General features: G+C 44.6%; 21 protein-coding genes. 6 read left to right on the top strand and 15 right to left on the bottom strand.

The features are described from left to right. Positions 1-88: 88 nt before the first annotated feature. Both ACFSRY_RS19285 and ACFSRY_RS19280 read left to right on the top strand, forming a co-directional pair. Positions 89-253, top strand: a complete 165-nt coding sequence (locus ACFSRY_RS19285) for a DUF6728 family protein (protein WP_377512018.1) — start codon at positions 89-91, stop codon at positions 251-253. Between the two features lie 405 nt (positions 254-658). After that, positions 659-1159 (top strand): MarR family winged helix-turn-helix transcriptional regulator, encoded by a 501-nt coding sequence (locus ACFSRY_RS19280; RefSeq protein ID WP_377512015.1) that lies wholly within the window; start codon positions 659-661, stop codon positions 1157-1159. A gap of 108 nt (positions 1160-1267) precedes the next feature. Here the strand turns inward: ACFSRY_RS19280 and ACFSRY_RS19275 are convergent, their stop codons facing one another. The 3 genes from ACFSRY_RS19275 to leuS are packed head-to-tail and all read right to left on the bottom strand — an operon-like array spanning position 1268 to position 6691. Then, positions 1268-2908 carry a cation:proton antiporter gene (locus tag ACFSRY_RS19275; RefSeq protein ID WP_377512012.1) on the bottom strand — a complete coding sequence of 547 codons (1641 nt, stop codon included), beginning with the start codon at positions 2906-2908 and terminating at the stop codon, positions 1268-1270. A gap of 16 nt (positions 2909-2924) precedes the next feature. Further along, on the bottom strand, positions 2925-3899 hold the full coding sequence (locus ACFSRY_RS19270) for a universal stress protein (RefSeq protein WP_377512009.1): 975 nt from the start codon (positions 3897-3899) through the stop codon (positions 2925-2927). Positions 3900-3925: 26 nt separating this feature from the next. After that, positions 3926-6691 (bottom strand): leucine--tRNA ligase, encoded by a 2766-nt coding sequence (gene leuS, locus ACFSRY_RS19265; RefSeq protein WP_377512006.1) that lies wholly within the window; start codon positions 6689-6691, stop codon positions 3926-3928. A 271-nt stretch (positions 6692-6962) separates the two neighbouring features. On the opposite strand from leuS, the gene ACFSRY_RS19260 reads away from it, so the two are divergent. Together ACFSRY_RS19260 and ACFSRY_RS19255 are read left to right on the top strand one after the other, a co-directional pair. Beyond that, a complete protein-coding gene (locus ACFSRY_RS19260; protein WP_377512003.1) occupies positions 6963-7634 on the top strand; it encodes a DsbA family protein in 672 nt (223 codons plus the stop codon). A gap of 78 nt (positions 7635-7712) precedes the next feature. Continuing rightward, positions 7713-8423 carry a DUF1003 domain-containing protein gene (locus tag ACFSRY_RS19255; RefSeq protein ID WP_377512000.1) on the top strand — a complete coding sequence of 237 codons (711 nt, stop codon included), beginning with the start codon at positions 7713-7715 and terminating at the stop codon, positions 8421-8423. 27 nt (positions 8424-8450) lie between these two features. On the opposite strand, the gene ACFSRY_RS19250 is transcribed toward ACFSRY_RS19255, so the two are convergent. Together ACFSRY_RS19250 and ACFSRY_RS19245 are read right to left on the bottom strand one after the other, a co-directional pair. After that, positions 8451-9191: a spheroidene monooxygenase gene (locus tag ACFSRY_RS19250; RefSeq protein WP_377511997.1), complete on the bottom strand. Its 741-nt coding sequence runs from the start codon at positions 9189-9191 to the stop codon at positions 8451-8453. 103 nt (positions 9192-9294) lie between these two features. Beyond that, positions 9295-9798 (bottom strand): pyridoxamine 5'-phosphate oxidase family protein, encoded by a 504-nt coding sequence (locus ACFSRY_RS19245; RefSeq protein ID WP_377511994.1) that lies wholly within the window; start codon positions 9796-9798, stop codon positions 9295-9297. Positions 9799-9951: 153 nt separating this feature from the next. On the opposite strand from ACFSRY_RS19245, the gene ACFSRY_RS19240 reads away from it, so the two are divergent. Beyond that, positions 9952-10536, top strand: a complete 585-nt coding sequence (locus ACFSRY_RS19240) for an acyl carrier protein phosphodiesterase (protein WP_377511991.1) — start codon at positions 9952-9954, stop codon at positions 10534-10536. 121 nt (positions 10537-10657) lie between these two features. Here the strand turns inward: ACFSRY_RS19240 and ACFSRY_RS19235 are convergent, their stop codons facing one another. The 5 genes from ACFSRY_RS19235 to ACFSRY_RS19215 form a co-directional block, all read right to left on the bottom strand. Beyond that, positions 10658-14311: an ABC transporter permease/M1 family aminopeptidase gene (locus ACFSRY_RS19235; RefSeq protein WP_377511988.1), complete on the bottom strand. Its 3654-nt coding sequence runs from the start codon at positions 14309-14311 to the stop codon at positions 10658-10660. Further along, positions 14308-17955, bottom strand: coding sequence for an ABC transporter permease/M1 family aminopeptidase (locus ACFSRY_RS19230; RefSeq protein ID WP_377511985.1), 3648 nt, complete (start codon positions 17953-17955; stop codon positions 14308-14310). The genes ACFSRY_RS19235 and ACFSRY_RS19230 overlap by 4 nt, the downstream gene beginning before the upstream one ends. Next, positions 17952-18854 carry an ABC transporter ATP-binding protein gene (locus ACFSRY_RS19225; protein ID WP_377511982.1) on the bottom strand — a complete coding sequence of 301 codons (903 nt, stop codon included), beginning with the start codon at positions 18852-18854 and terminating at the stop codon, positions 17952-17954. Before ACFSRY_RS19225 ends, ACFSRY_RS19230 begins: the two co-directional genes overlap by 4 nt. A gap of 54 nt (positions 18855-18908) precedes the next feature. Continuing rightward, positions 18909-20810 carry a serine hydrolase domain-containing protein gene (locus tag ACFSRY_RS19220; protein WP_377511979.1) on the bottom strand — a complete coding sequence of 634 codons (1902 nt, stop codon included), beginning with the start codon at positions 20808-20810 and terminating at the stop codon, positions 18909-18911. 97 nt (positions 20811-20907) lie between these two features. Then, positions 20908-22383, bottom strand: coding sequence for a B12-binding domain-containing radical SAM protein (locus ACFSRY_RS19215; RefSeq protein WP_377511975.1), 1476 nt, complete (start codon positions 22381-22383; stop codon positions 20908-20910). A gap of 232 nt (positions 22384-22615) precedes the next feature. Between ACFSRY_RS19215 and ACFSRY_RS19210 the strand changes: the two genes are divergently transcribed. After that, positions 22616-22792 carry a hypothetical protein gene (locus ACFSRY_RS19210; protein ID WP_377511972.1) on the top strand — a complete coding sequence of 59 codons (177 nt, stop codon included), beginning with the start codon at positions 22616-22618 and terminating at the stop codon, positions 22790-22792. Between the two features lie 94 nt (positions 22793-22886). On the opposite strand, the gene ACFSRY_RS19205 is transcribed toward ACFSRY_RS19210, so the two are convergent. The 5 genes from ACFSRY_RS19205 to ACFSRY_RS19185 form a co-directional block, all read right to left on the bottom strand. Further along, positions 22887-23228, bottom strand: coding sequence for a hypothetical protein (locus tag ACFSRY_RS19205; protein ID WP_377511969.1), 342 nt, complete (start codon positions 23226-23228; stop codon positions 22887-22889). Between the two features lie 255 nt (positions 23229-23483). Next, positions 23484-23741, bottom strand: a complete 258-nt coding sequence (locus ACFSRY_RS19200; protein ID WP_377511966.1) for a hypothetical protein — start codon at positions 23739-23741, stop codon at positions 23484-23486. A 155-nt stretch (positions 23742-23896) separates the two neighbouring features. Beyond that, complete coding sequence (locus tag ACFSRY_RS19195) at positions 23897-24079, bottom strand: hypothetical protein (protein WP_377511963.1); 183 nt, start codon at positions 24077-24079, stop codon at positions 23897-23899. Positions 24080-24251: 172 nt separating this feature from the next. Then, positions 24252-24722 carry a hypothetical protein gene (locus tag ACFSRY_RS19190; protein ID WP_377511960.1) on the bottom strand — a complete coding sequence of 157 codons (471 nt, stop codon included), beginning with the start codon at positions 24720-24722 and terminating at the stop codon, positions 24252-24254. An 80-nt stretch (positions 24723-24802) separates the two neighbouring features. Continuing rightward, positions 24803-25213 (bottom strand): hypothetical protein, encoded by a 411-nt coding sequence (locus tag ACFSRY_RS19185; RefSeq protein ID WP_377511957.1) that lies wholly within the window; start codon positions 25211-25213, stop codon positions 24803-24805. Between the last annotated feature and the right edge of the window lie 111 nt (positions 25214-25324).

Below are 25324 nucleotides of genomic sequence, written 5' to 3'. Positions count from 1 at the left end.
TTCTAATCTTTTCAGGCTTTTATGTGTTATGATTTAAAATAACTGGAGCTGCTCAAACAGCAATTAAATTTCTATAACTGAAACTGACATGAAGGGAATGTTCAATTTTTCCGAAGTAGCTACCTACTTCTTCCGTAAAAAAGACCCGAACCGGAAAACTAATTTCAACCTGCGTGCTATGCACACAATTAACAAGATTTCTATCCTGATGTTCCTCGCAGCCATGGTTTATTTCGTAATTAAGCACTGGTAATAAGCATACTGTATAGAAACTTTTTTTAGTCTCTGCGCCTGTAAAGAAAACACTGAAAAATAATTTGCTTTACAAGAAATAGGCGGGTTAACATTGTTTAGTTAGTCTTTCCCTTTCAAGGGAAAGACTTCTTTATTTAGGCTTACCTCACTCGTGGCCGTAATTACAGCTTTACTGTACATGACTTACTTATAAGCTTAATTATCATGTCTGATAAAAGTAGTTAAACCTAAAGTATCAAGACAGGGACCTAAAAAATAGTGATAAAATAACATAATATGTATGTTTTCGTATTTTTTTGGAATTACGGGTCTTAAATCCTTTCAAAGAAGTTAAATAAAGACTTTTAACCTTCTGAAAAATCATTTATTATTGTTATAATTGATAAACTCACCTTACTAAAAAATGATATTAGAGAACGAAGTCGGATTAAATTCATTTCGAAATGAATGGCAGAAAGCCAGTGTCAGTATCTTGTATACCTATGGCTTTTTAAGCAATGGTTATGAATCCTTTTTCAAGAAGTTTAACATGACCGGGCAACAGTACAATGCCTTGCGAATTTTAAGGGATCAGTATCCTAAACCGGTCTCCACCTCATTTTTAAGGGAGAAAATGCTTGATAAAATGTCTGATGCCTCGCGATTGGTAAGCCGGTTAAATGCTAAAGGCCTGGTAGAGGTTTCTCAGAATAAATCAGATAAGCGCTTAGTAAATATTTTGATCTCTCAAAAAGGGCATCAGATTATCAGCAGTATCGACAGTTCTTTAAGTGAACTGGATGAGATGCTAAAGAGCCTTACAGAAGAAGAAGCAACAACGTTGGTAGAACTTCTTTATAAGGTAAGAGGATCCATCAAAACAGTAGAAGAAAGAATTTTAGAAAAAGAGCAAGTGAATGTTTAAAACTCTACAACACTACATAACATCTAACTAACCGAAGACATTGTACAGCAGGTAATGAAAGTATATACTTTTATTACCTGCTTTTTCTATTAATTCTTAAGCTTCTTTCTATACCTGTTTTCCTGCCATGACTCTTGACACAATTTCAGCAGCTTCGGCAAAAGGCAGAAAAACAAAATCAGCGTTGGCGTTCTGAAGCCTTATTGCATCATCCGAACTAAAAGCTGTCACAGCAATTTTTCCTGAGTAATTCATTAATTTTAGTGTTTGAATCAGGGCCAGGTTAAGCTTTGTATCAGCTATACTACTTATAACAGTTCTTGCCTGCTGCAGAGGTAGCTGATCTGGTAACTCCGGATCTTCAAGGTCTCCATACTGAACAAGGAACCCTCTCTTTTGCCAATACTTAATATGATTTGGATCAAAGTCTACAGCTAAAAGCGTGATACCATCCCTTTGCAAATCCACTGCTATGTTACCTCCAAATCTACCCAATCCAATCAAGACTACATCTATCGGCTTGTCTTCTTTGGACGAAATAAGATCTTCCCTGAAGGGAAGTTTCCTTTCAAAAACATTAAGAAAGGGCGAAAGAAGATTGAACAGGTCGTGTGAATAAAGTATCATATAAGTAGAGATACCTATTGTAATCAGCCCAACTAATGTGATCAATCCAACTGCTTCCTCATTAATGTGACCCAACTGCAAACCTAAGGCAGCAAACAAAAGGGAGAATTCACTGATTTGAGCTACTGTTAGACCAGCTAAAAAGCTTGTACGCTTACGGTAACCCATTACTCCCATAATAATCATCACGATCAGAGGGTTACCAACTAGCACAAACAAGGAAAAGTAAAGTGCAGGCTGCACCTGATCACCTATAAGCTGCAGGTTAAGATGCAATCCCAAGTGAATGAAAAAAAACAGCAACAAGAAGTCACGTAAGGTAACCAACCGGCCACTAATAACATTTCTATAAGAGGTAGAAGCCAGGGACACACCTGCAAGAAAGGCACCTACTTCACGGCTAAAGCCTAAAAACTCGCTTCCAGCCGCAACAGTAACAGCCCAGGCTATAGAGAAAAGCACCAGGAGTTCCCGGTTTCGGGCAAGGTAATGGATCAGTTTCGGAATTACGAAACGCATCAGAAGTCCTAACACTATTATTATTAGACCTCCTTTCGCGAACATGATCAGCGTATTCTGCACTATTTGAGAGGTACCGCTTGTTTCCAGAGACTTCAGGAAGAGCATTAGTAAAACGACCACCAGGTCCTGCACTATTAGGAATCCAATGGCAATCTGCCCATGCAGGGAATCGATTTCTTTCTTATCTGAGAGTAGTTTAACAATAATGATCGTACTGGAGAAAGTAAGGGCTATGGCAATATAAAGTGAAGTTAAAACATCATACTGCAGAGAAAGGGCTATTATAAAACCTATGACTGAGGTAAATATTACTTGACCCAGGCCTGTGTATAGTGCAATTCTTCCTGTAGATTTTATCAGGTTTATATCCAGTTTTAGTCCCACCACAAATAGCAACAAGGCTATTCCAAGATCAGACAGCATCTCGATATTTGTTGTCGTTTCAGTTACGTTTATACCAGAGGGACCCACCAGGATACCTAGAGCAATAAAAACCACTATGAGCGGCTGACGCAGAAAAAGGCCTATTGCCCCCAGTATTGCGCCCAACATGAGGATGATGGCTATTACAAAAAATGGATGTAGTGCAGTTGTATCCATACCCGGGCTCTGGAAATTATTGAGGAAGCCGTTGCTGTGGGATTACAAGTAAAGGCAGATTGAATTTTTCGGCAACCTCCTCTGTCAGACTACCAGAAAAAGTGTCTTTCCAAAGTGTACTCTTTTTTGGAAAAATGACTAATAGATCTGTAGCAGATTTTTGCAGATGTTGTTTTAATTCCTGTTTCTCATTCCCTTTTGAAATGAATTTATGTAATATGGAAGCTTCTTTAGGAAGTTCCACATTGTTGCCTTGAATTAGCTCCCTTATGCATACTTCTGGATCATCAGTTCCTTGAATGAATAAAAAATGGATCTCCGAACTAAACGTCCGGACGAACCTTTCCAAAATTCTTAAACCGGGTCTGTTTTTTAGCTCTTCAAGTGCCATCATTATCGAGATAACTTTAAATCCCGCGAACTGGTATTTCTTAGGAATTACTAACAGGGGTACTGGTGTAAGATTGATCATCTCAAGGGTATTGCTGCCCATGAAAAATCGTACTAATCCACTATTTCCGCTCGATCCCATTACCACAAGGTCAACGTTGTTTTTGGCCAGCGCTTGCAGTATAGCATCTGCTAAGGGAGTGGACAATATCACAACCTGTTTATACAGTTCTGTTGGCCGTAGTCCAACTTCCTGATATACTATTCGGCTTTCTTCCTGAAGTCTTTCCTGGGCCTGTTTGCCTTCCATATCAAATATGCTTTCATACACATCTGCGGGTGAGGTTGCCGGTACAACAGGCCTGGACATGGCATGCATGAAAATAACTTCGGCCCCATAGCAACGAGCAAGCTTAACAGCGCTAATCAAGGCATTGTGAGCGGTATCAGAAAAATCGGTGGTAGCCAGTATTTTCATTAGCACATATTTAGAAGGGAGATTAAATCTTTTCTTTATACGACTAAGAAAATTTGTGGGAACAACAGAAAGGACTAAAATACAACAAGCCGCCAAGTTTGGGGCTTGAGCGGCTTGTTGCAATAGTTAATTGGTAAGATGGAGGTCTATTATACTACCACATTTATAATTTTGTTAGGTACTATAATAATTTTCTTTGGTGTTTTACCTTCAAAAAACTTGTTTACCTGCTCATCGTTTACCACTGCTTTCTCCATCTCTTCCCGAGGTGCATCTAAGGCAAACGTCATTTTAGCTCTTGTCTTGCCATTCACTGACACTGGATACTCAAATGAGTTCTCCACCAGGTATTCTTCTTTCCATTGCGGAAAGTTTGCATAGCTAATGCTCTCCTGGTTCCCCAGTTTCTCCCAGATCTCCTCAGCTATGTGCGGTGCATAAGGAGAAAGAATAACGGTAAGCGGTTCAAGAATAGCACGCTTGTTAGTCTTTAACTGGGTCAGTTCATTTACACAAATCATGAAAGTTGACACAGATGTGTTAAAAGAAAACCGTTCAATGTCTTCCTCTACTTTCTTTATCGTTTTGTGTAGTGACTTTAACTCAGCAGCAGCGGGAGCGTCATAGGAAACGGAGAAGTTACCTTCGTTGTCATGGAACAATCTCCAGAACTTCTTCAGGAACTTATGTACTCCATCCATACCATTTGTATTCCATGGTTTGAACTGCTCCAGCGGTCCCAGGAACATCTCGTACATGCGAAGTGTATCGGCGCCCTGACGCTCTACAATGTCATCCGGGTTCACCACATTATACTTGGATTTAGACATCTTCTCAATCTCCACACCCACTATATAGTTGCCATCTTCCAGTATGAATTCAGCAGCAGCATTCTCTGGTCTCCAGTTCTTAAAAGCTTCCAGATCCAGCACGTCGTTCTCCACGATGTTCACATCAACGTGTAAAGGAGTAGTTTCATACTGACCTTTCAGGCCGTAGGAAACGTATTTGTTTGAATCCTTAATGCGGTACACAAAGTTAGAGCGCCCTTGTATCATTCCCTGGTTGATTAGCTTTTTGAACGGCTCCTGTTCAACTACAAGGTCAAGGTCATACATAAACTTATTCCAGAAGCGGGAGTAGAGCAGGTGCCCTGTAGCATGCTCAGAACCTCCGATGTACAAGTCCACATTTCGCCAATAAGACACAATATCTTTATCAGCAAAAGCCTCATCGTTTTTCGGGTCCATGTAGCGGTACCAATACCAGCTTGAGCCAGCCCACCCTGGCATGGTGCTCAATTCATACTCGTACTGGTCTTCATATTTCCAGTCTACTGCACGGCCTAGCGGAGGTTCGCCTGTCTCAGTAGGCAAGTAAGCGTCTATTTTAGGCAACTCCAGCGGCAGCTCTTCTTCCTTGATCAGGAGCGGAATACCATCTTTAAAGTACACCGGCACCGGCTCACCCCAGTAGCGCTGACGGCTGAAAACTGCATCGCGCATACGATACTGCACACGGCCCTTGCCAACACCCAATTCCTCGGCCTTGGCTATACCTGCTTTAATCGCATCCTTAACTTCCAAACCGTTTAGAAAACCGGAATTAATGATCTTTCCTTCTTTGGCCGCATAGGCTTCTTCTTCTAAATTTCCGCCTGCTACAACCTCTCTAATTGGTAGGTTAAAGTGTTTCGCAAAAGTATAATCGCGGCTATCGTGACCAGGCACGGCCATTACAGCGCCTGTACCATAGCCAGCCAACACATAATCCGCGATCCAGATCGGCACACGCTCTTCAGAGATAGGATTGATAGCATAAGCACCTGTAAACACACCACTCACGGTCTTCACATCCGTCATGCGCTCACGCTCAGAACGGTTCTTGGCTACCTGCACATAGGCTTCTACTTGCTGCCGCTGCTCCCCGGTGGTAATTTGCTCTACCAACTCGTGCTCAGGGGCAAGTACTACGAAGGAAGCTCCGAAAATGGTATCAATACGGGTGGTGAAAACTTTGATATGACCATCGCCTTCAATAGCAAAATCCAGTTCGGCACCAACAGATTTGCCGATCCAGTTGCGCTGCATTTCCTTTACCGGCTCCGGCCAATCAATTTGCTCCAGCCCCTGTAGCAAACGCTCGGCATAAGCTGTTATACGCATCATCCACTGGCGCATCTTTTTGCGCTCTACAGGATATCCGCCCCGCTCAGACACACCACCCACCACTTCGTCATTAGCCAGTACTGTACCCATGGCAGGGCACCAGTTCACAACTGCCTCGGCTACATAAGTGAGTCTGTACTTTAAAAGTATTTCTGCCTGCTCCTGCTCATCCATATTTTGCCAGGCATCAGCAGAGAAAACTGGTGTATCATCATCACAGGCAGCGTTCACCTTAATATTTCCGTTCTGTTCGAACTCCTTCACAAGCTCCTGAATCGGAGCAGCTTTATCAGTACTATAGTTATAGTAGCTGTTAAACAGCTGCATAAAGATCCACTGAGTCCACTTATAGTAGCTCGGGTCAGAAGTGCGTATCTCACGGTCCCAATCGAAAGAGAAACCAATGTTTTTTAGCTGCTCCACATACCGCTCAATATTTTGTTCTGTGGTAATAGCAGGATGTTGTCCGGTTTGTATGGCATACTGCTCAGCAGGCAAACCAAAAGCGTCAAATCCCATCGGGTGAAGCACGTTAAATCCCTTCAGGCGCTTATAGCGGCTGACAATGTCAGAGGCAATGTAACCAAGCGGGTGCCCTACGTGCAATCCTGCACCAGAAGGATAAGGGAACATATCCAGTGCGTAGTACTTAGGTTTTTCGCTTTTATCAGCAGGCTTAAAGATCTGGTTCTCTTCCCAGAAACGCTGCCATTTCTTCTCGATCTGTATGAAATTGTACTCTGACATTGATTATTCTGTGTTTCTTCTGTTCGTTCCTAAAATGCTAAGATACTTCTTAATCTTTAATTGTTGAATTGAAGGCCCATTTTGTTTAAACCCTGAGTAGCTAAACAACTGATTAGCTATGTAATGAGCATAAAAGGATCAAACAAAGCTTAAATCTTAGTACCATATTTCAAATTGATGTTAATTTTGCGGATTCGTATAAAATAAAAAGGGTGCTGAAGAGTGGCCTGAGCAGCAAGAAACTAAATCATCATTAGCTAATATTAGTATCATGACACAGAAACACGATTTACTTGATATCATACACCTGATTTACGTTATGGATCCGATGTGCTCGTGGTGTTATGGTTTTGCTCCTGTGGTAAAGCGATTGGTTGAGGAGCATCAGGGAAACATGCAGTTTAAGATGGTAATGGGAGGTCTAAGACCGGGTACTGAAAAACCATTGGAGCCGCAGATGAAGGAAACCATCAAGCAGCACTGGCAGGACGTGGAAAAAATAACAGAGCAGCCTTTTGATTATAACTTCTTTGAAAGAGAAGACTTTGTTTACGATACTGAACCAGCGTGCCAGTCTGTGGTAACCATGCGCTATCTTGCTCCGGAAAAAGAATTGGAAATGGCAGAGGCCGTACAGCACGCTTTCTATGCGAAAAATAATGATGTAACCAGGCCTGAGGTATTAGCTAGCATAGCTTATCAGTTTGGGGTAGAGGAGGAGGCTTTTTTGGAGAAATTTAATTCCGATGAAATAAAAGAAAAGACGAAGCAGGACTTTACCATTGCGCGGCATTTACAGGCTACCGCTTTTCCTAGCTTATATCTGCTCAATGGTACCAGTATTCATCTTATTAGCAGAGGCTATAGACCTTATGATGGCATGAAGGCGCACCTGGAGCGGGTAATTCAGCAGATTGCTCCGGACCAGCTTCCCGGGTCATAGCGCTAATAATCTTCCTCAGAAGTAGTAGCTTGCGAGGGTATTTTGCGTAAGGCTTCAGTAGGGGCAAAATTTTAACCTATGAAACCGCAGCACAGGATCACCGGCATTTGCCAGATAACAAAAAAACACTTGCCTTACCATCTACTGGTGCCGGTTACTAGCATACGTAAAAGCATTTTGGACCTGATAAAAGCAGATCACCCTGATCTGAATGAGTCACATTATATCGCACTAGATGTTGTTAACCGATACAGAAAGAAGTACCTGGAAGAGCTTCTGAAGCATGAAATAGGAGAGTTGTCGGACCTGGAAGAGGAGGTAATTCAAAGCATAAGCAAACAGGAGCTTTTATCTTCTAATATCGAAGAGGAAATAAAAGAGCAATATACAATCGGGGAGAGGTTATCAGATAAAATCGCTTCGTTTGGCGGTAGCTGGACCTTTATCATCTTCTTCTTTTCATTCATCCTCTTTTGGATGATGCTTAATGTCTGGTTCCTATCATCTGATTCATTCGACCCTTACCCTTTCATCCTGTTAAACCTCATCTTATCCTGTCTTGCTGCCATACAGGCACCTATTATTATGATGAGCCAGAACAGGAAAGAAGCAAAAGACCGCCAGCGTTCTGAATACGATTACCAGGTAAATCTCAAAGCCGAACTTGAGATTCGACTGCTTCATGAAAAGCTAAACCACATCATAAATCAGCAAAACCAGCGACTAATGGAAATTCAGCAAATACAGGTTGAACTGCTTGAGGATATTATTGGAAGAATAAGGCCTTAGAACCTACAGGTTAATCAAATATATCAACTACAGTACATCCGGTACCACAAGTTGTTTTACCGGATCAATACCATTCCATGAGCCTTCACTAGCTACAGGTATGAAGCGTGCAAACAGTTCTTCACTATACCACCTTTTTGCTCTTGTTCGGTGAATTACTTTCTTATGATCCGCATGTTTGTAGGCATATGCTTTCATTGCTTCTTCTGATTCCCATATACTAAACGTTGCCTGCCGCACCAAAGGCAACTCACCCAGACCAATAGAGCAGATCAATCCTTTGGCATCTTCCAATGCCTTACTTGCTTTCGGTACAAAGCGCCAGAAATCGGGGAGGGCCAGCCAGTTTATACTAGCCCGGGTAAGCACAGCAACTGGACCTGAGGAATATTTTTCAGCCAGCGTGGGAGTGAAAGGTTCCTGTTTATCCCACTGTCCATGTGATTGGTAGGGCAGAAGTTTTACTGTCCAGGACTCATAGGTATGAGTTACATACTCCTGCATCAGCTCTGAACTATTCAGAAAAGCATCTGCAGCGGCTTCATTTTCCCAGGTGCACAATAAGCCGTAGCGCCAGAAGTTTGGTTTAATACTAAAGCCCTGGCCGTGCCCGCTACCCAGGAGCTTGTAGAATAAAAGGCCTGGTATTTTAGCAAGGTGCGGTCCTGAGGTACCCATTTGCGCCAGTCCCCAGCGCAGGTGTCCTTTTTTTATACCGAATAACGTTAGTGTGGTTAAACGTGCAGGAGTAGGGGTGTGTGAGTTCAAGAAAGCAGTTTTTCGTTTTACGAAAGATAGTAAATAACAAGAAAACACCTGCCAGTCAATAATGTATGGCAGGTGTCGCTTTCAAGCTATAGTAAATTTGTACTTACAAATTCAATTTTTTGTTGTCGCCTGTTTTGGCTCCTTCACCTGTCAGAGCAGCTTTAGCCATTCCATATAAATGGATAAGGGTGCTGTTAGGAGCGTCCCAATATTCGGCTTTATCTATTGTAACTTTCAACAGACCAATGTTTGGGTCATCTTTTCCTCCAGGAAACCAGGCCTTCAGGGTGGGATCCCAAAGTTCTTCAATTTTTTGCTTGTCCTTGGTTAAAGAGGCACGTCCTGAAACTGATACATACAGTTCATCACTAGGTTTAGAGTAACTAAGGTTGACATGAGCATCATTATCTTTAATCTCATGCGATTTTCCTGACTCATATCCTGTAAAGAACCACAAAATGCCATCTGTCCCAGATTTCTGTGTGCGCATTGGCCGGCTTCTAAGGCTTCCGTCATCATCAATGGTAGTCATCATGGCGATGTCCACATCTTTGATCATATCAATAAGTTTGTTCAGGTTTTCCGGTGAAGTTTGGTTGTTATTCATAGTTTTTATTTATTCTTTGTGATTTTGATTACGCGGTGAAACTGTATAGGGTTTATTCAGTAAGCACTGCTTATTGTATACTTTGGGAACAGTTCCTGCTGGGTTATGTTTATACTTATTGCTTAAGTAAAGGCGATTTCAATCTACTACCACGTGAATTTTTTAGCACATGCTTTCCTCTCCGGAGATGACCCGGATCTGTTACTGGGCAACTTTATAGCTGATTCTGTAAAGGGGAAGCAGCTGGATCTGTATACGCCGGCTGTTGCCAACGGAATACGCCTGCACCGCCTGATTGACACCTTTACCGACACACATGAAGTAGTAGGGGAGACAAAGGCCCGGTTGCGCCCTAAGTACAAAAAGTTTGCTCCGGTTATTGCAGATATGTATTATGACCACTTTCTTGCCAGCCGTTTTGAAAGGTTTGGCAAAGAATCGCTCCAGGTTTACACGCAATGGGTTTATGCCATTATTCAGAAATCATTTGATCTTTTACCTGAACGAATGCAGCATATATTTCCGCACATGATGCAGCATGACTGGCTTTCAGGCTATGCTCAACTGGAGGGCCTCAACAGAGCATTAACAGGAATGAGCCGTCGCGCCTCCTTTGTTTCTGGAATGGAAACAGCAGCTTTGGAACTGCAGGAAAACTACAGCCTTTACGCTGCCGAATTTGAAGATTTTTTTCCAGAACTTATATTGTATGCGGAGAAGGAAAGACAAAATCTTTAATGTTATTTTTTTTCGTTACTGACGGAAGATTAAGTTATGCAACTTCTTATAATGATGAATGGCTTCAAAAATGTTTCTTTTTATAATCCTGAAGCCATTCACACTTTATAAATAATTTTCCTTAAATCAGATCAAGCCCTTCATCCTTCTCTCCTTCCAGTTTCACATTCTTCACATTATCCTCCAGGTTAAGATCGATCAGCAGGTAGTTCGGATCAATGCCACCACGGGCTGGTTTGTCTTTCACTATAATGGTAATGGTCTGCTCGCCGGAGCGGATGCGGTGCTTTTGCATGTAGAGCGGTTTATCTGAATTTTTATCTTTATTCCAGGGAGCTAAAACTCCGATTTCCACCCAATCATTCATCGGCACAGCATTCTCAGCCCCTGTGCTGTCAACCACTATCTTCTGTGCGTGCAGCTTAAGGTTCACTTCCCAGTTACCTGAAGCAAGTTGCCGCGCATCAGCTTTTTCTGTTTTAAGCTGCCAATACATGTTCTTTTCAAAGTAATCCTGTAACAGATACTGTAATGAGTCCGGTGTTACAGTCTTCAGTTCCCTGTAAAGATCCAGTGACGTAGCATACGGCGGATTCGATGATCCAAACTTCTCAATCAGGCGAGCTAAAGCCATATTAACAGGCTCTTTACCTATGTATTCAGATAAAGCATGCAGGGCAAGCGGACCTTTGCGATAGCCAATGAAAGCGTCTGTAGCCTGCAACAGCGGAGCCGTTGCGCGTGAACGTGGCACCTCATACGATTTGCGCCACATGTCCAGGAGCCTCTGTGCGTGTTCTTTGCCGTAGGTTTCTTCCACAAGCTGCAGCGATGTGTAATTGGCAAGTGTTTCGGAAACCACAATACCACCTTCTACATGCGCTGGTAGCATTTGTGCCGCTCCCCACCACTGGTGCGCAATTTCGTGTGCAATCGGAAAGTAAACCAGGTCCAGCGCCCACGGGTTATCCTTCAGGCTTGAGAAGGTAAAGGACTCGCCATAGTCAACAGTGGTTGGTTCTGCGTTCAGTTCACCTGCATAACCAGACCGTTCTATAATGGTAATGTGGCTGTAGGGGTATGGACCATACTTCTTCGTGTAGTAAGTGAAAGAATTTTTTATACTCTTCACCATGCGTCCTATGTGTTCACCATGATCTGGATGATAATATAAGCTGATATCAATGGTCTGCTCGGAATCTAGGTTTTTCCATTTAGCTTCATGCATTGCATAGTTAGCTGAGAAGAAGGAATAGGTGTTCCGTATCGGGGCACTTGTCGCATAATGGAAATAGCTGCGTCCTTTATCCTTCCACTTCCGGAGAAGCACCCCGGGTCCGATGGCTATCTGTCCTTCAGCTGTACCAACCACGGCTTCAAAGCTGATCAGCTCCTGCCCGGGCATGGTCTGGTTCATATTAGTAGTATCATAAAGTGAAGGATAAACCCAAGGACCCAAGCCGTATTTCTTCCTTTCTCCGTTGTCTCTCAGCTCGCGGTAAGCCTGATAGCCGATGGCAGGTAACCAACTATAGTTGATAAAATAAGTGCCGTTCCTGATAACGGAAGCATCAATTCCCTTGTGCGGAAAAGCCTGTGCATCATACTTTACTTCAAAGCTGAGACGGAGTGAATCGCCCGGCTGAAGCGGCTTCTCTAAAGTGTATATACTGTGGCCAAGCTGCTCGTCTTCCTGTGTTTTCGCAAAGGGACGATCAAAAGTAACGGCTCCTGTTTTAACGCTTTGTACAGTGGCCAGATGGATAGTGTCAATAGGCACATCGCTTTTGTTAACCAACGTATAAGTACCACTTATATCGGCTATTCTTTTATCGGGATAGAGTTCGACCCGGAGCTTTGTCCCGGTCAGAAGCGGTTGTGGGTTATGCTTATACTTCCCGTATTTCAGCTCGTATTGGGCACTCTGTTCTGTTCTGTCCGAAGCAGTTGTGTAAGTGTTCAGCACATTGGTGTTATAGAAAATATACCCACCTGGAACCAAAACAAGGACTGCCGCTACAGCAGCTGTTAGGGCAGTTGCACGGGTGAAGCGGTGGCGTGTAAGCTGCAGGCGCAAATTAAGGTCCTGGGACATGCTCCGCACCCAGAACAATCTTGCTACCACTGCGAGCAGCAGCGCCCAACCAACCCAGTATAATTTGAACCATAGCCAGGGCCCCAGGTAAGGTCCGAAACCGCGCATATCGGTATAAGACCAGCCCGGGTCGGACGCGTAAATAAGCAGGTTGTGCTCAACACCTATCTTTGCGGCGAACACCATTCCCATATAGACCAGCAGCATAACCCCATGCCCCAGGTACTTCTGATTCACCAGGACGTGTACCACCAGTGCCAGCAGCGCGAAGAGCAGGTAATCCGTTAGCTGAAATCCGAACAACGCCAGCACCAACACCCCGATGTTGGTGTTGCTGAACCCCATCGTAACCGGTATAAGTATACCTGCCACCAGCAAGAAGCCCAGCCATATGATAATGATAAACGCCAGCCCTAAAAACTTGCCGAGCAAGAGCGTCCATTCAGAGACAGGCATAGTATCAGAAATCCTGTCTAGTCCATTCTCTCTTTCTCTCCAGACCAGTTCTCCGGCATAAAAGGCAATAAGAATTGGTATGATGATCAGCGGACTCTGGAAGTCCTTCAGCGAAGCAGTCAGCATCCCCAGGAGATTCATGGTAGTAGGATACTGAGGAACACCGCGGAACTCCAGGTATTCTATAGCGAATACGATCATCTGCAATGTCAGGAGCCCCACTACGATCAATCCTCCCTTGCTTCTCACGATGGCACCAAAAGACGACCAGGCAATGGTAAACACCTGCCGTACGTGAGCTGTTAAGCCAAAGCTTCTGTTAACCTGCGGTATTGAAATGTTCAGGTTCTCCACAATCCTGGAAAGAGCAGGTGCAGGAGCCTGTGCTTTACGTTTGCGTCTAAAGCGACTCCACCAGGAGCCGGCTACAACAGGATGGGCAAACCTGAAACGGTAGTAGGTATAGGCAAGTAAAGCCAGTGCAATACCAAGCCACAACAGGCGGTTCCAGAGAAACATGCCTTCCAACTCGAGCAGGCTCGTATTCTTTTGGTAGGGTGTCAAGGTATCCAAGGTGCTTATAACGCTGACCCCAATTGGATCAATAAGTTTTACAAGCTCCCAGTTTCCTGCCAGTTTAGCCACCACTGTTCCGATCAATGGGAAAGCTACCGGGAACAGGAGTATACTTACCACATAAGCCACTATGGCTCTCCGCTGCAGTACTGCAGCAGAAAACTGACATGCCGTAACTACAAAGGCAAGTGGCAGCGACAAATAGCAGTAAGTAGTCACGAATGCAGCAAGCCTGAATGGGCCAACTTGCGCCGGGTCTTTAGGCAGGATGTAAAAGCTCAGAAAAAAAGCGATGGGAATGGTCAGGAGAATCAACGCATGAAGCAGAAAGGCAGCCAGAAAGCGGCCTCCCAGATAGTCTGTTTTACTAACGGGCACCGTGTAAGTCAGGGAATGCATACGGGTTTGCACATCGCGTGCAGCTGCATGACCGGCTATCGCACCAGAAGTCAGCAACCATATCACGCTTGTAAAAACCGTCACGAAGACGAGAAAGAAAGGGGAGTTCAGGAAAACGGCACTATCTGAGGGGTTGCCTATTGCTGAAAAAAACAAAGGAAATAAAAACACAATCTTCAGAAAGATCCAGGTTGAGAAACTACGCAGCTGGTAGTTAAATTCAAATTGAAAGATCTTCCAGAACTTCATAGTACTTCCTTTTTGTTTTGTAGATTCATCTTCTGATTGACAGGTTTTGCTATACTGCCCGCCTCTTCCAACTTCACTTCCTTTACATTATCTTCCGGCTTCGCATCAATGAGCAGGTAGTTCGGATCCAGGCCGGCTCGTGCGGGTTTGCCAGACACCGTTACCTGTATGGTTTGCTCGCCCGAACGGATGAGATGCGGCTGCAGGTAGAGCGGCGAGCTACCATCTTGGGAAAAAACACCTACTTGTATCCAATCGTCCATCGGTGCTTCCGTCTCTACACCCGCTTCGTCGAACACCAGCTTGCGAGCCTGCACTTTCAGCGTTACCTCCCAGTTGCCTGCTGCGGTTTGCTTTGCCGCAACCTGCTCTGCTTCAAGTTCCCAGTTCGTATTTACCTCAAACAGGTCGTGTAGCAAGTATTGGAGCGAATCCGGTGTCACCGCCTGCAGTTCCCGGTACAAATCCAAAGTAGTGGCCAGGGGTGCATCTTTCTTTTCGTGCTTCTCCACCAAGCGCCGCAACGCGAGATTTACCTTTTCTGTGCCAACATACTGGCTCAGCGTGTACAGCGCGAATGGACCTTTGCGGTAGGACATGTAGGGGTCAAGTCCCCGCAACAGAGGTTCACCGCGGCGTATCTCCTGCCGATAGGGAGCATGCATCCAGCTCATAAACTGCTGAAAATGCGCTGGTCCTTTAGTCTTTTCCATAACCTTCATCGCGTAGTACCAGGCAAGGCTCTCCGACATGACCGGTGCACCCTCTACGTTGGCATAGGGAACATTCCACTGATGGGCCATCTCGTGCGCTACTACTGCAAAGGGAACATCAGGATCACTTGAATCATCTTTCGGCTGCCAGTGGAAGAAACCTTCAGCATAAGAGATCATGCTGGCATCAGCGTGCATGCCTGTACCCATTCCGGGTCGCTCCACAAAGCTTAGGTGACTGTATTCATAGGGGCCAAACTGTTGGGTGTAATAGTTCAGTGAAGCATTAATGCTCTGAACCATACGCTCCAGCTGTGTTGCATGCGCCGGCTGATGAAAGATCTGAATATCTATCGTTTGTCCGGATCCTTTATCCGTCCACTGCTCCTTGTGCACTGCATAGTTACCTGAGAAGAAGCCCCACTCACCCCCAATCGGACCATCGGTGCTATAGTGGAAGTAACGGCGACCATCTTCTGCCCATGTCCGGCGCAGTGCCCCCGGCGCGACAGCAACCTGATTTTTCTGGGTGCCTACCACCGCTTCAAACCTGATTCCCTCGCCCTGCTTCTTCCGTGCTTCAGGGTCGTAAAGAGACGCGATGATTGGGCGTGCAGGAAGGCCATACTCCCGCCTGTCGCTGGCATGGATGAGTTCTCGACTTGCCTTATACCCGATTGTGGGAAGCCAGCTGTTTGTAAAATAGGTGCCGTTCTCTACTACCGAGGCATCCACTCCGTTTTCGCGGAAGCCATTTGGTTTATTTATTACCTGAAAGTTGAGCTGCAACGATTCACCCGGCTGAAGCGGCTTCTTCAGTTTATAAACCCTGTGGTGAAGCTCTTGATCATCGAGCACCTGTACTGCCTGCCGACTAAAGGCTATCGCTCCTGTTTCGACACCCGGAACCAAAGCCATGTGTATGGAGTCGATAGCCTCCGTGCTTCGGTTCGTAAGGCTATAGGTGCCGCGGATATCCACGGTTCTCTGATCAGGGTAAATTTCCACATACAGTTTGGCTGCTGTCGGAATAGGCTGCGGCCTATCGGCGTACTTTCCGTAGCGTTTTTCGTACGCAGCCTGCCGTTCCTTCATTTCAGATGCAGTCACATAATCGTTCAGCACGTTAGTGTTGTAGAAGATAAATCCGCCTAACAGCAAAACAAGACCTGCACCCACAGCGGCAGTCCAGGTAGTAGCGCCTGTAAAGCGCCCGCGCGCCAGCTGTAGCCTCTCACGCAGATTGCTCTCATTGCCACGAACCCAAAGCAGCCTTGCCGCCACAGCGAGCAGCAGCGCCCAGGCTCCCCAGTAAAGCTTGAACCAAAGCCAGGGCTCCAGGGATGGACCGAAGCCGCGCATGTCGGTGTACGACCAGCCGGAACTGGCACCGAAGATGAGCAGGTTGTGCTCTATTCCAAACAGTGAGGCCATTGCGATGAAGACGAAGGCGATGATCGCCACCAGGTGGCCGATATACTTCTGATCCACTACCACATGCACCACCAGCGCGAGAAGTGCGAAAAGAAGGTAATCGGTTAGCTGCAGTCCGAACATAATTTTCAGGTACTGCCCTATTTCAAAGTCATCATAACCCAGTATCACCTGAGATAGAATGCCGGCCATAATCTGGAAGGCCAGGAATACGATTAGTATAAGGCCGAGCCCCAGGAACTTGCCGAGGAAAGGAGCCCAGTCCGAACCGGGCAGCGCATCGGTAATCTCACCCATGCGCGCCTCCCGCTCGCGCCAGACCAACTCCCCGGCGAAGAAAACGATGAGAAACGGAATAATTACCCATCGGCTCAGTTCATCAGACAGTGAACCTGTAAGTTCTTGGATAACAAATATCGTTTTTGGCACCAGCGGAATGCCTCTGGATTCCATCTGATCAAGTACTACCGGAACAGACAGGAGCGGAAGGACCACCAGCACGACAAGTCCACCCCAACTTACCGCTAGTGTCCGGAATGATGCCCAGGTAATGACCAGCACCTGGCGCACGTGTGTGGCAAAGCCAAAGTTTCGGGAAATATACGGAACAGTGATCGGCTTACTTGCCGTAACTCCTATGCCATTTGTCTGCGGGGTAGCATCTGATTTTTGTTTTCTGCGCCACCACCAGGTGCTTGTGGTGCGATGTGTAAACCTGAAACTCAGGTAAGTAATAGCAAGCGCCAATAATCCGATACCAAACCACACAAGACGGTTATGGAGCACGATGCCTTCCAGCGCGAGCAGGCGCCTGTTTTGTTCGATTGTTGTCCATAGGTGAGCGACATCTTCTATAATGAAGCGAACTCCAATCGGGTCCAGCAGTGCACCTATGCTCCGGTGATAAAGCACCATAGCAGCTAAAAAGAAACCCATGAAGATGAGCAGGAAACTACCTGCGTAACCGCCCATCGCACGGCCACTTCGCGCCGCTAAACCAAATTGAATAGCCGTAGCAGTAAAGGCGTTCGGAAGTGCGATGATGCTGTAGGCAGTAAGAAATGCCCCCGGCCGGAACGGACCAATTAATTCGGGGGCCACGCCAGGCAAGTATACGCCTAGCAGAATGCCCACCTGCACTGCAAGTAGGATGATGGCGTTGAGAACAAGGGCGGCAAGAAATCGTCCTCCGAGGTAATCGCCCTTACTCACAGGGCTAGTGTAGGTTATGGTATACATTCGCGTAGCCACGTCGCGCGCTCCGGCATCCCCGGCTATGGCAGCGGCCATCACCAGCCAGATCAGGCTGCCAAACACGGTAGTTTTAACGATAGAAAATGGCGCATTGATAAAGATGTCGGTATATAGCATCATTGAAAGGGAGGCATCCCGCGTCATCAGGAAGCTGAATATGACCAGAACAACTACGAAGAGCCAAGGCCAGGGACGGCGCACCTGGTAATCGAACTCAAAACGAAAGACCTTCCAGAACTTCATGACAGCACCTCTTTCTGTGTATTGGCGCTGTAGTATCCTGCCATGGTGCTGAAGTAAACATCTTCCAGATCGGGCTCTATTAACTCAAAGCCATTACCCGGATCCTCCTGGCTGTAGATGTGCACCAGGGTACGTCCGCTCAGCAACTTCGTAGATATGACCTGGTGCTCCTGCTCCAGGAAAGGCAAAGTCTTTTTCTCAATCAGTTTGCGCCAGATATGTCCCTGCAGGGCCGCCACAGCTTGCAACGGCTGTGCCTCCAGCAAAATCTGACCTTTATTGATGATAGCCATGTTGGTGCACAGTTCCGATACATCTTCCACGATGTGCGTGGAGAGAATGACGACACTGTTCTCACCCAGCTCACTGAGCAGGTTCAGAAACCGTACGCGCTCTGCAGGGTCCAGGCCCGCTGTTGGTTCATCCACGATCAGCAGCTTCGGGTTACCTAGTAGCGCTACTGCCACGCCAAAGCGCTGCCGCATTCCCCCCGAAAAGCCGCCTAGTTTCTGCTTGCGCACCTCCCACAGGTTTGTCTGCCGGAGGAGCGCCTCCACTACCTCCTTGCGGGAGGCACGGTTGGTGATGCCCTTGAGCACGGCAAAATAGTCGAGCAGACTTTCAGCACTCGCTTTTGGATAAACACCAAACTCCTGGGGTAGGTAGCCGAGTGTTTTACGGACTTCCTCCTTCTGGTTCACCACGTCGATGTCGCTAAGGTGGGCGCTCCCGCTGTCCGGCTCCTGCAGCGTGGCCAGGATGCGCATGAGTGTGGACTTGCCGGCTCCGTTCGGACCAAGCAGACCGTACATACCTTTGGGAATGGTGAGCGTGACGTTCTTCAGCGCCTGCACGCCGTTGGGATAAGTTTTGGAGAGATTTGTGATTTGTAGTGCCATATTTTAATTCGTTTTAGGAGAGTTTATATCAAGAATTCATTGCTGTGTGGCTATCTATGCCCAGGTTCTAAGTCCGATCACCCCGTACCATAAAAGATAAAAGGCTACGAGCAGGTGTAACACGGAGAGCAAAGTGGCAGGTAAGTAAACAGATCTTCTTATTCCCTTATTTCGGTAAATGATCGCCATGACAACAGTCAGAACTGCCGAAGCAAAGAAGGCTATAGTTGCCAGCATGACAATGATTGAAATGAAACTGGGCTTCGCCAGGAGTACTTTACCTTCCATAGCACCAAAACCAAGAAACACAGCAGCTATCGCCAAGAAAACGACAGGTAATAAAGGCCAGATCCTGATGAGTACATTAGCACCACCGGGAATTTTGCCTTTCCAGTACCGGTAAGCCCAAAAGGGCAACAAAACACCAGCGCGAATTATAAAAATTATCCAGAGTATAAGCACTGTTATCCTTCCAAATACCAATACCCCTGGAACTGAGCCAAGTGTAACCGTTCCGCTCTCCGTCCCGGCCAGTTCTAAAATTTCACCCTCCAGCGGATCATTGACGACAACAAAATCTGGTCTGCCAGTGTGTAGATTATGATATAAGCCTTTCTCAGCAGGTACAAACTTTACTATTTGCCCAACATGAGCAGGGAACTGATTATAAATGGTATCTCCCTCTGACCAGATCCTTTCTGCCAGTAAGGGAGGCAACTTGAAAGGCAACTGTTTAATTGGGTTTATTTGTTGGTAATAGCCATCCACAGGTTTCGTGAAAGCTCCAGATCCAGAAGAAGTGATTGCTGTAGCCGGCTTTGGCAGCTGACTTGTCTGATATTCCCGGATAAGGGCCCCAATTTTTCGAATAGCTGCTACATTATCTGAATTGGTCTGCACAGAATAGCCTACACCATACTCGGGGAGGTAGGAAAAATCTGACTTTCCTGCACCTATGCTGCCGCCATGCTTGTAGTAAGTGTAGCCATTATAGTCAGACGTATAAAGCCCTAAGCCGTACCCATACTTTAAACCTGCCTTAGCGCCTGAGGTGGTCGAAGGAGTTTCCATTCTTTTTACAGAACCATCAGATATCAATTGTTTGTCGTTAACCTTTCCCCGGTTGATGAAAAGCTGAAGCAATTTGGCCATATCCTTAGGAGATGCATTAATTGCTCCCGAAGGCCTTGTAATCAGATGCCAGTATTTTTGTGGGTACCCGCCTTCTTTATAAAGTGTGGCGCCTTGCTGCTTATAATCTTCTGAAAGAAAATAAGTCATAGTCTCCATACCCATGGGAGAGAAAAAGTTCTTCTCAATGTAGTCTTCGTAAGTTCTGCCAGATATTTTCTCAACAATATAAGCTGCCACTGCAGGACCAGAGTTAACATAGGCCATTCTGGTTCCGGGAATCCATTTGGATGTCCGGGAATGAGGGTGAAAGTCAAGTCCTTCTTTGAGAGAGATGTTTGGGTCGTTGTGTATGAGCTCCGCCAGGTGTATATCATCCCATCCGGTTGTGTGCTCCAGGAGGTGCTCTACCAGTACAGGGTTGGTGGTCTCCCAGGGGTTATTAAATTCTATTTCGGGTACTAAATCCCTGACTTTGTCTTTCAGGCTCAGCTTTCCCTGTTCCTGTAATTTTAAAATGGCAAGTGCAGCAAATATTTTGGAGGTAGAGCCGATTCTGAACATGGTTTCCTGGTCAGCTTTAGTACCTTTAGCAATGTCAGCCATGCCAAGACCTTCCACCCACACCGGACCTTCTTTTTTGACCATGGCTATACCGGCAGCAGGTGTGCCTGTTTCCTGTAGAACCTGGAGAATTGCTGTTCTTAATTGTTCAATAGTCTTAGGAGCCTGCTTCTCTGTAACCGACTGACCATAGGTTACAGAAGTGAAAGCAATAGCCAACAGAACTATACAATAGGAATGGAATGTGATGAACTGTTTCATGAGTTACATACTGTCATAAACATGTTTTTCAGAAAGCCTGCTGTGTTAAAGTCTCTTTTTCATGCGTGAGAATTTTGGGCTCACTAACAGCAGAATCCTAGTTTAAAATAGCCAGAGGTAGGAGAGAGGTAGCATCAAAGTTTACATGCTTATAATTTTTTTCCGAATCATGTACAGTCACTGGTATTTCGCTATCCATAGTAGCCTTGCCAGATGGTTTGACTTTAGAGAGAATGGACTCCAGCACAGGCAGCATGTTGTTCAGGTTTTTTGTCTTGATCAGGAAATTCCAGAGCGGCTCAAACTTCTTCCATCCACCTGAATACATAAAGTGCTTCACTTTGTGTTTATGCGAAGTATGGTTCATGCTGGACCGGAAAATATTCGACCAGCTGTAGAATTCTTTGTATGCCCAGTCGTAGCCGTTCTTAAGTTCTTCTGCTGTTAGGTTTTTTGTTTTGTACACTACCTGGCGGGTGTCGTACAGGTCCCAGTTTCGTGTGAGGATGCGACCCTGACTCTCCATATCTTTAAAAAGCTTTGTACCAGGGTAAGGAGTAAGCACATGATAGGTAGAGGTAGTGATAGCATTCTTTACGCCCCACTCTACTGTTCTTTTAAACACATCTTTATCATCATCGTCGAGCCCGAAAACAAAGCTGCCGTTGATCATAATGCCCAGGGCATGTAACCGACTTACAGCTCGTATATAATCCTTCTCCAGATTCTGTTTTTTATTGCTTTGCCTCAGATTGGCAGGCGAAAAAGTTTCAAAACCCACAAACAGACTTCTCAGGCCTGCATCTGCCGCCTTTTCGATCAGGTTACCCCTAAGGATAGAATCAACAGTAGCAGCTCCCTGAAAAACGCGGTTCATGCCTCTCATCCCATCGAACAGCTGGCTTGAAAACTTTGCGTTCCCTAAAAGGTGATCGTCCAGGAAATAAAGATGTCTCCCCGGCAGCCGGTCAATTTCAGAAAGTGCGTCATCTACTGCCTGGGTATAGAAAGTCTTTCCTCCTTCAAAAAAAGCATCTTTGTAACAGAAGTTGCAGTGGTGCGGACAGCCCCTGGTCACCACTATTGAATTTGGAACCAGGTAACGCTCCCGCTTAATGAGGTCACGCCGGATTGGCGGAATTCCACTCAATGTCCTGATAGCAGAACTATATACTTTGCGTGGGGTTTTGTTCCTGAAATCTCTCAGGAATTGGGGGAAAGTCTCTTCCCCTGGTCCCAGGAAAATAGTATCGGCATGAAGGGCAGCTTCTTCGGGGAGCGAAGTAACATGGAGCCCGCCCAGTATAACATAGGCGCCTCGGCTCCTGTAATGGTCAGCTATCTGATAAGCTCTGTACGCATTGGTTATATACACCTGAATGATCACCAGGTCCGGGGAGTCCTGCAGGTTCAGTTCTTCTACGTGCTGGTCCTGCAGGTCTATTTCGTCATCAGGAGAAAGATACGCTGCCAGGGTAGCAAGACCGAGCGGAGGAAACAAAGAATACTTTATTGGTCTCCAGAAGGGGCTCTCGGCTTCTGCAAGTGCTGGCAAAATCATTTTTACTTTCATAGTTGAATCATATTATAACAGACGAAAGCCCTCATTCTATTCATCCTGGTTTTCGCATCAGCTTTAATGGCCAGCTAACCTGAGACACATTCATTTTTCTGCTGAAATGCAAGATGATACAATCTTATGTAAAGTACTTTGTATTTCAAAGTAAAGTTTTATTAAATTTTACTCCGCAAAGAAATTTGATGAAATTTAGGTGACAACTGTTGCCGATAGAAGTGGGATGAATATGTTTAGCAGGACAGCTTTGTATGCTGGCAGAAAGACTCCAGACTCAGGTTTTGATTATAATCTGGTATACAACTTACTTCCTTTAAGCTCTTTTGATTTCTCTTCTGATGATAATTCCGCTCCCAATGACAGGGACCATGCTATTGAAGAAGTACTTTCCGTCTCTACCTATTAACTGGTTTTGGGGTAACTTTTAATAGCACATCTGGCTATCAGCTCCTCATCAAGAGGTACAACAGGATATAAGAATGGTTTTTTTGCTGGAAATTTTATTTTTCAGCGAGTTCTTTTTCGTCCCTTTGTTCGGATGAAAATCTTGCAATCAACATTGGTAATAAGATACAAATGAATCCAATTACTGATTTTAAACCGAAGTCAGCAATAAAATTCATTCCAGTTAAATATAATCCACAAATCAAAAAAATTATATTAATCAGTTTTTTGTTCCAAATAAATCCACCAACTAAATATGCAATCCCGATTAGGGTATACATTGCAGTGTTGATAATATGATTTGTTTCATAACTATAATTTAGAAACCAATTTGATATTTTACCGATTAAAATAATCCCAATTAAAATTATAAAAATTAAAAGTAGTGCTTTTTTCATTTTCTATGTTTGGGTAAGATACTACTGCAACGTCCCGTATAAAAACTGTGCGAGCTGGCGAGCGTGATTGTCCGCAGGACAATCCGCTAAACAAGCGAGCACTTAGCTTCTAAGCAAGACTGAATTAAGCATTGTTTTTATATGCTGTTGTAAACTGTGCTAATTGTGCTTAATTATCTTGTCCTTCTTCTTTTACTTCTAAAAGTAAAATTAAAGCTGCGGTCTGATCGGTCAGAAGGGATTGAGATTGATTTTTTAGTTCATTTCATATATATAAGAATTATTAACTAATTCCGTTTGAAGCCTCGTTAATTCATCAAGAGCTATCTCCTTTGTGTCATATAATCCAAGGACAACGTCTTTCCCCCACCACGATGCATTTAAAACACTACCAACTATGGCACTCTTTTTCTTGCCTCCCCAATTTCTTGCTAATGAGAATGATGTACATTTAACTAATTGTTTTCTGTCTTGACTTCTTACCCACATTGTGTCTTCTTCTCTTGATTTCATAAATTATATTTGAAAATTTTGTCTGTTATGGCCATTTAGGCTACTCTTTTTATATTTGGCATTTGGCTGCCTTGGCATTGTTTACAACGTCTTGTATAAAGGACGAACGAGGCATAGCCGAGTATGGCTTATATGCCTTGTTGGTAGAAGTTGTTTTAAAACGAGGTTATGATAAAGTATAAACCCATTAATATTCCAAATCCTGCTCCTGAAATAAGTCCAGCATTACCTATATCAAGCCAATCTCTTTCTTTTTCATCGTATGAGAAGAGTATCAGCAATAGTATAATGCCGACTAATATAAAAACGATTCCCCATAAGAAGTTATACCAATCCATTCTTCAGCTTTATTTTTAAAAATGATAGTATTGGCACTTTGAGTAATTCTTTTTGAATTTTGGGCAATCCCATTCTTTTTATAACTACCATTTACTACCAACGTGCTCGTGCATAAGGTGTGCAAGGCGTAGCCGAAGCATGGCTTATGGACTTGGTTATGCTATTTGTTTTTTATTCTATCCTAACTGGCAAATAGAACAGTGAAGGTTCTGTACACCCTTCTTGACTGTTACTTCTCAACTGAATGTACTCAACATGCTTAATCAATACTGGCAGCAGTTGAGACAATTCCTTTTCAGTCATGGTCAAAGGCTCTTCGGTATTTTTAGAGCGGAGCTTAGCTACCATGATTTCATACTTGTTGAACTTTAGGCTTTCCCTATCATACTCTGCTTTCAGAACAACTAAGCCCTGATAATCTTTTTGAAGATTAAGAGACTGTACACTATCGTCCGTTAGTTGATAGCAAGGTATTTCAATAGGGAATACATGTGCTTCTGATGTGTCGGCACTTGCAGCTAATTGTTTTTTCTCAACTTCTGTAGAAGGCACTCCTACTTCTGCTTCTTCTGTTGATTCGCACGAGAACAGAACAAGCGTAAGCAGTAGATAAAGTTGAGTAAGCAATATTGCTTTTTTCATTCTTAATTTACATTAAGCATAACGGACTTGGCCATAAGGCGGTGTAGCTGGCTTATGGGTTTGGTTGTGGTACGTGATTCTTATTTTACTTTTTTCATTACCCAAGCTTTCTGATTTACAGATTTGTTGGACAAAAATAGCCTACCGTCCCTTATTAAATAATGCTGCTCTCCGTTCAGCAACAAAAGGCTATCCTTCTTTTCCCAAGTGCCAACTTCATCTCTGTCAAATGTTGCACTTTCTCCACCTTTATACACATACCTATAGGTTTGGTCATCATATAATATTAGATGCTCTTTCCATGCAGTAGATGTTCCAATCAAATTATAATACCAACGAGTAAGAAAATTCCCCACTCTGACATGTTTTTCATACTTCTCAAGAATATTTGTCTGTTCTTGACCATATGCTACCAAAGTCAGGGTCAGCATTACAAAGATTAGTGTTCGTTTCATCTTTAATTTAATATGCACCACAACGAAATAGGCCATAAGACGGTGAAGCTTGTGATGCTTGATTCAGTGTCTTATGGGTGTTGTTGGCCGGGGTTGTTTTTCCCTTTTTTCTCCCGGTACTGCGTGTAAAAATAAGGGAAAAACAAC

Origin of the sequence: Pontibacter locisalis (assembly GCF_042684605.1) — a bacterium.
Lineage (GTDB): Bacteria > Bacteroidota > Bacteroidia > Cytophagales > Hymenobacteraceae > Pontibacter > Pontibacter locisalis.
The sequence above is the reverse complement of the archived record's forward strand: the minus strand, read 5'-3'. Positions and strand labels throughout refer to the sequence as shown.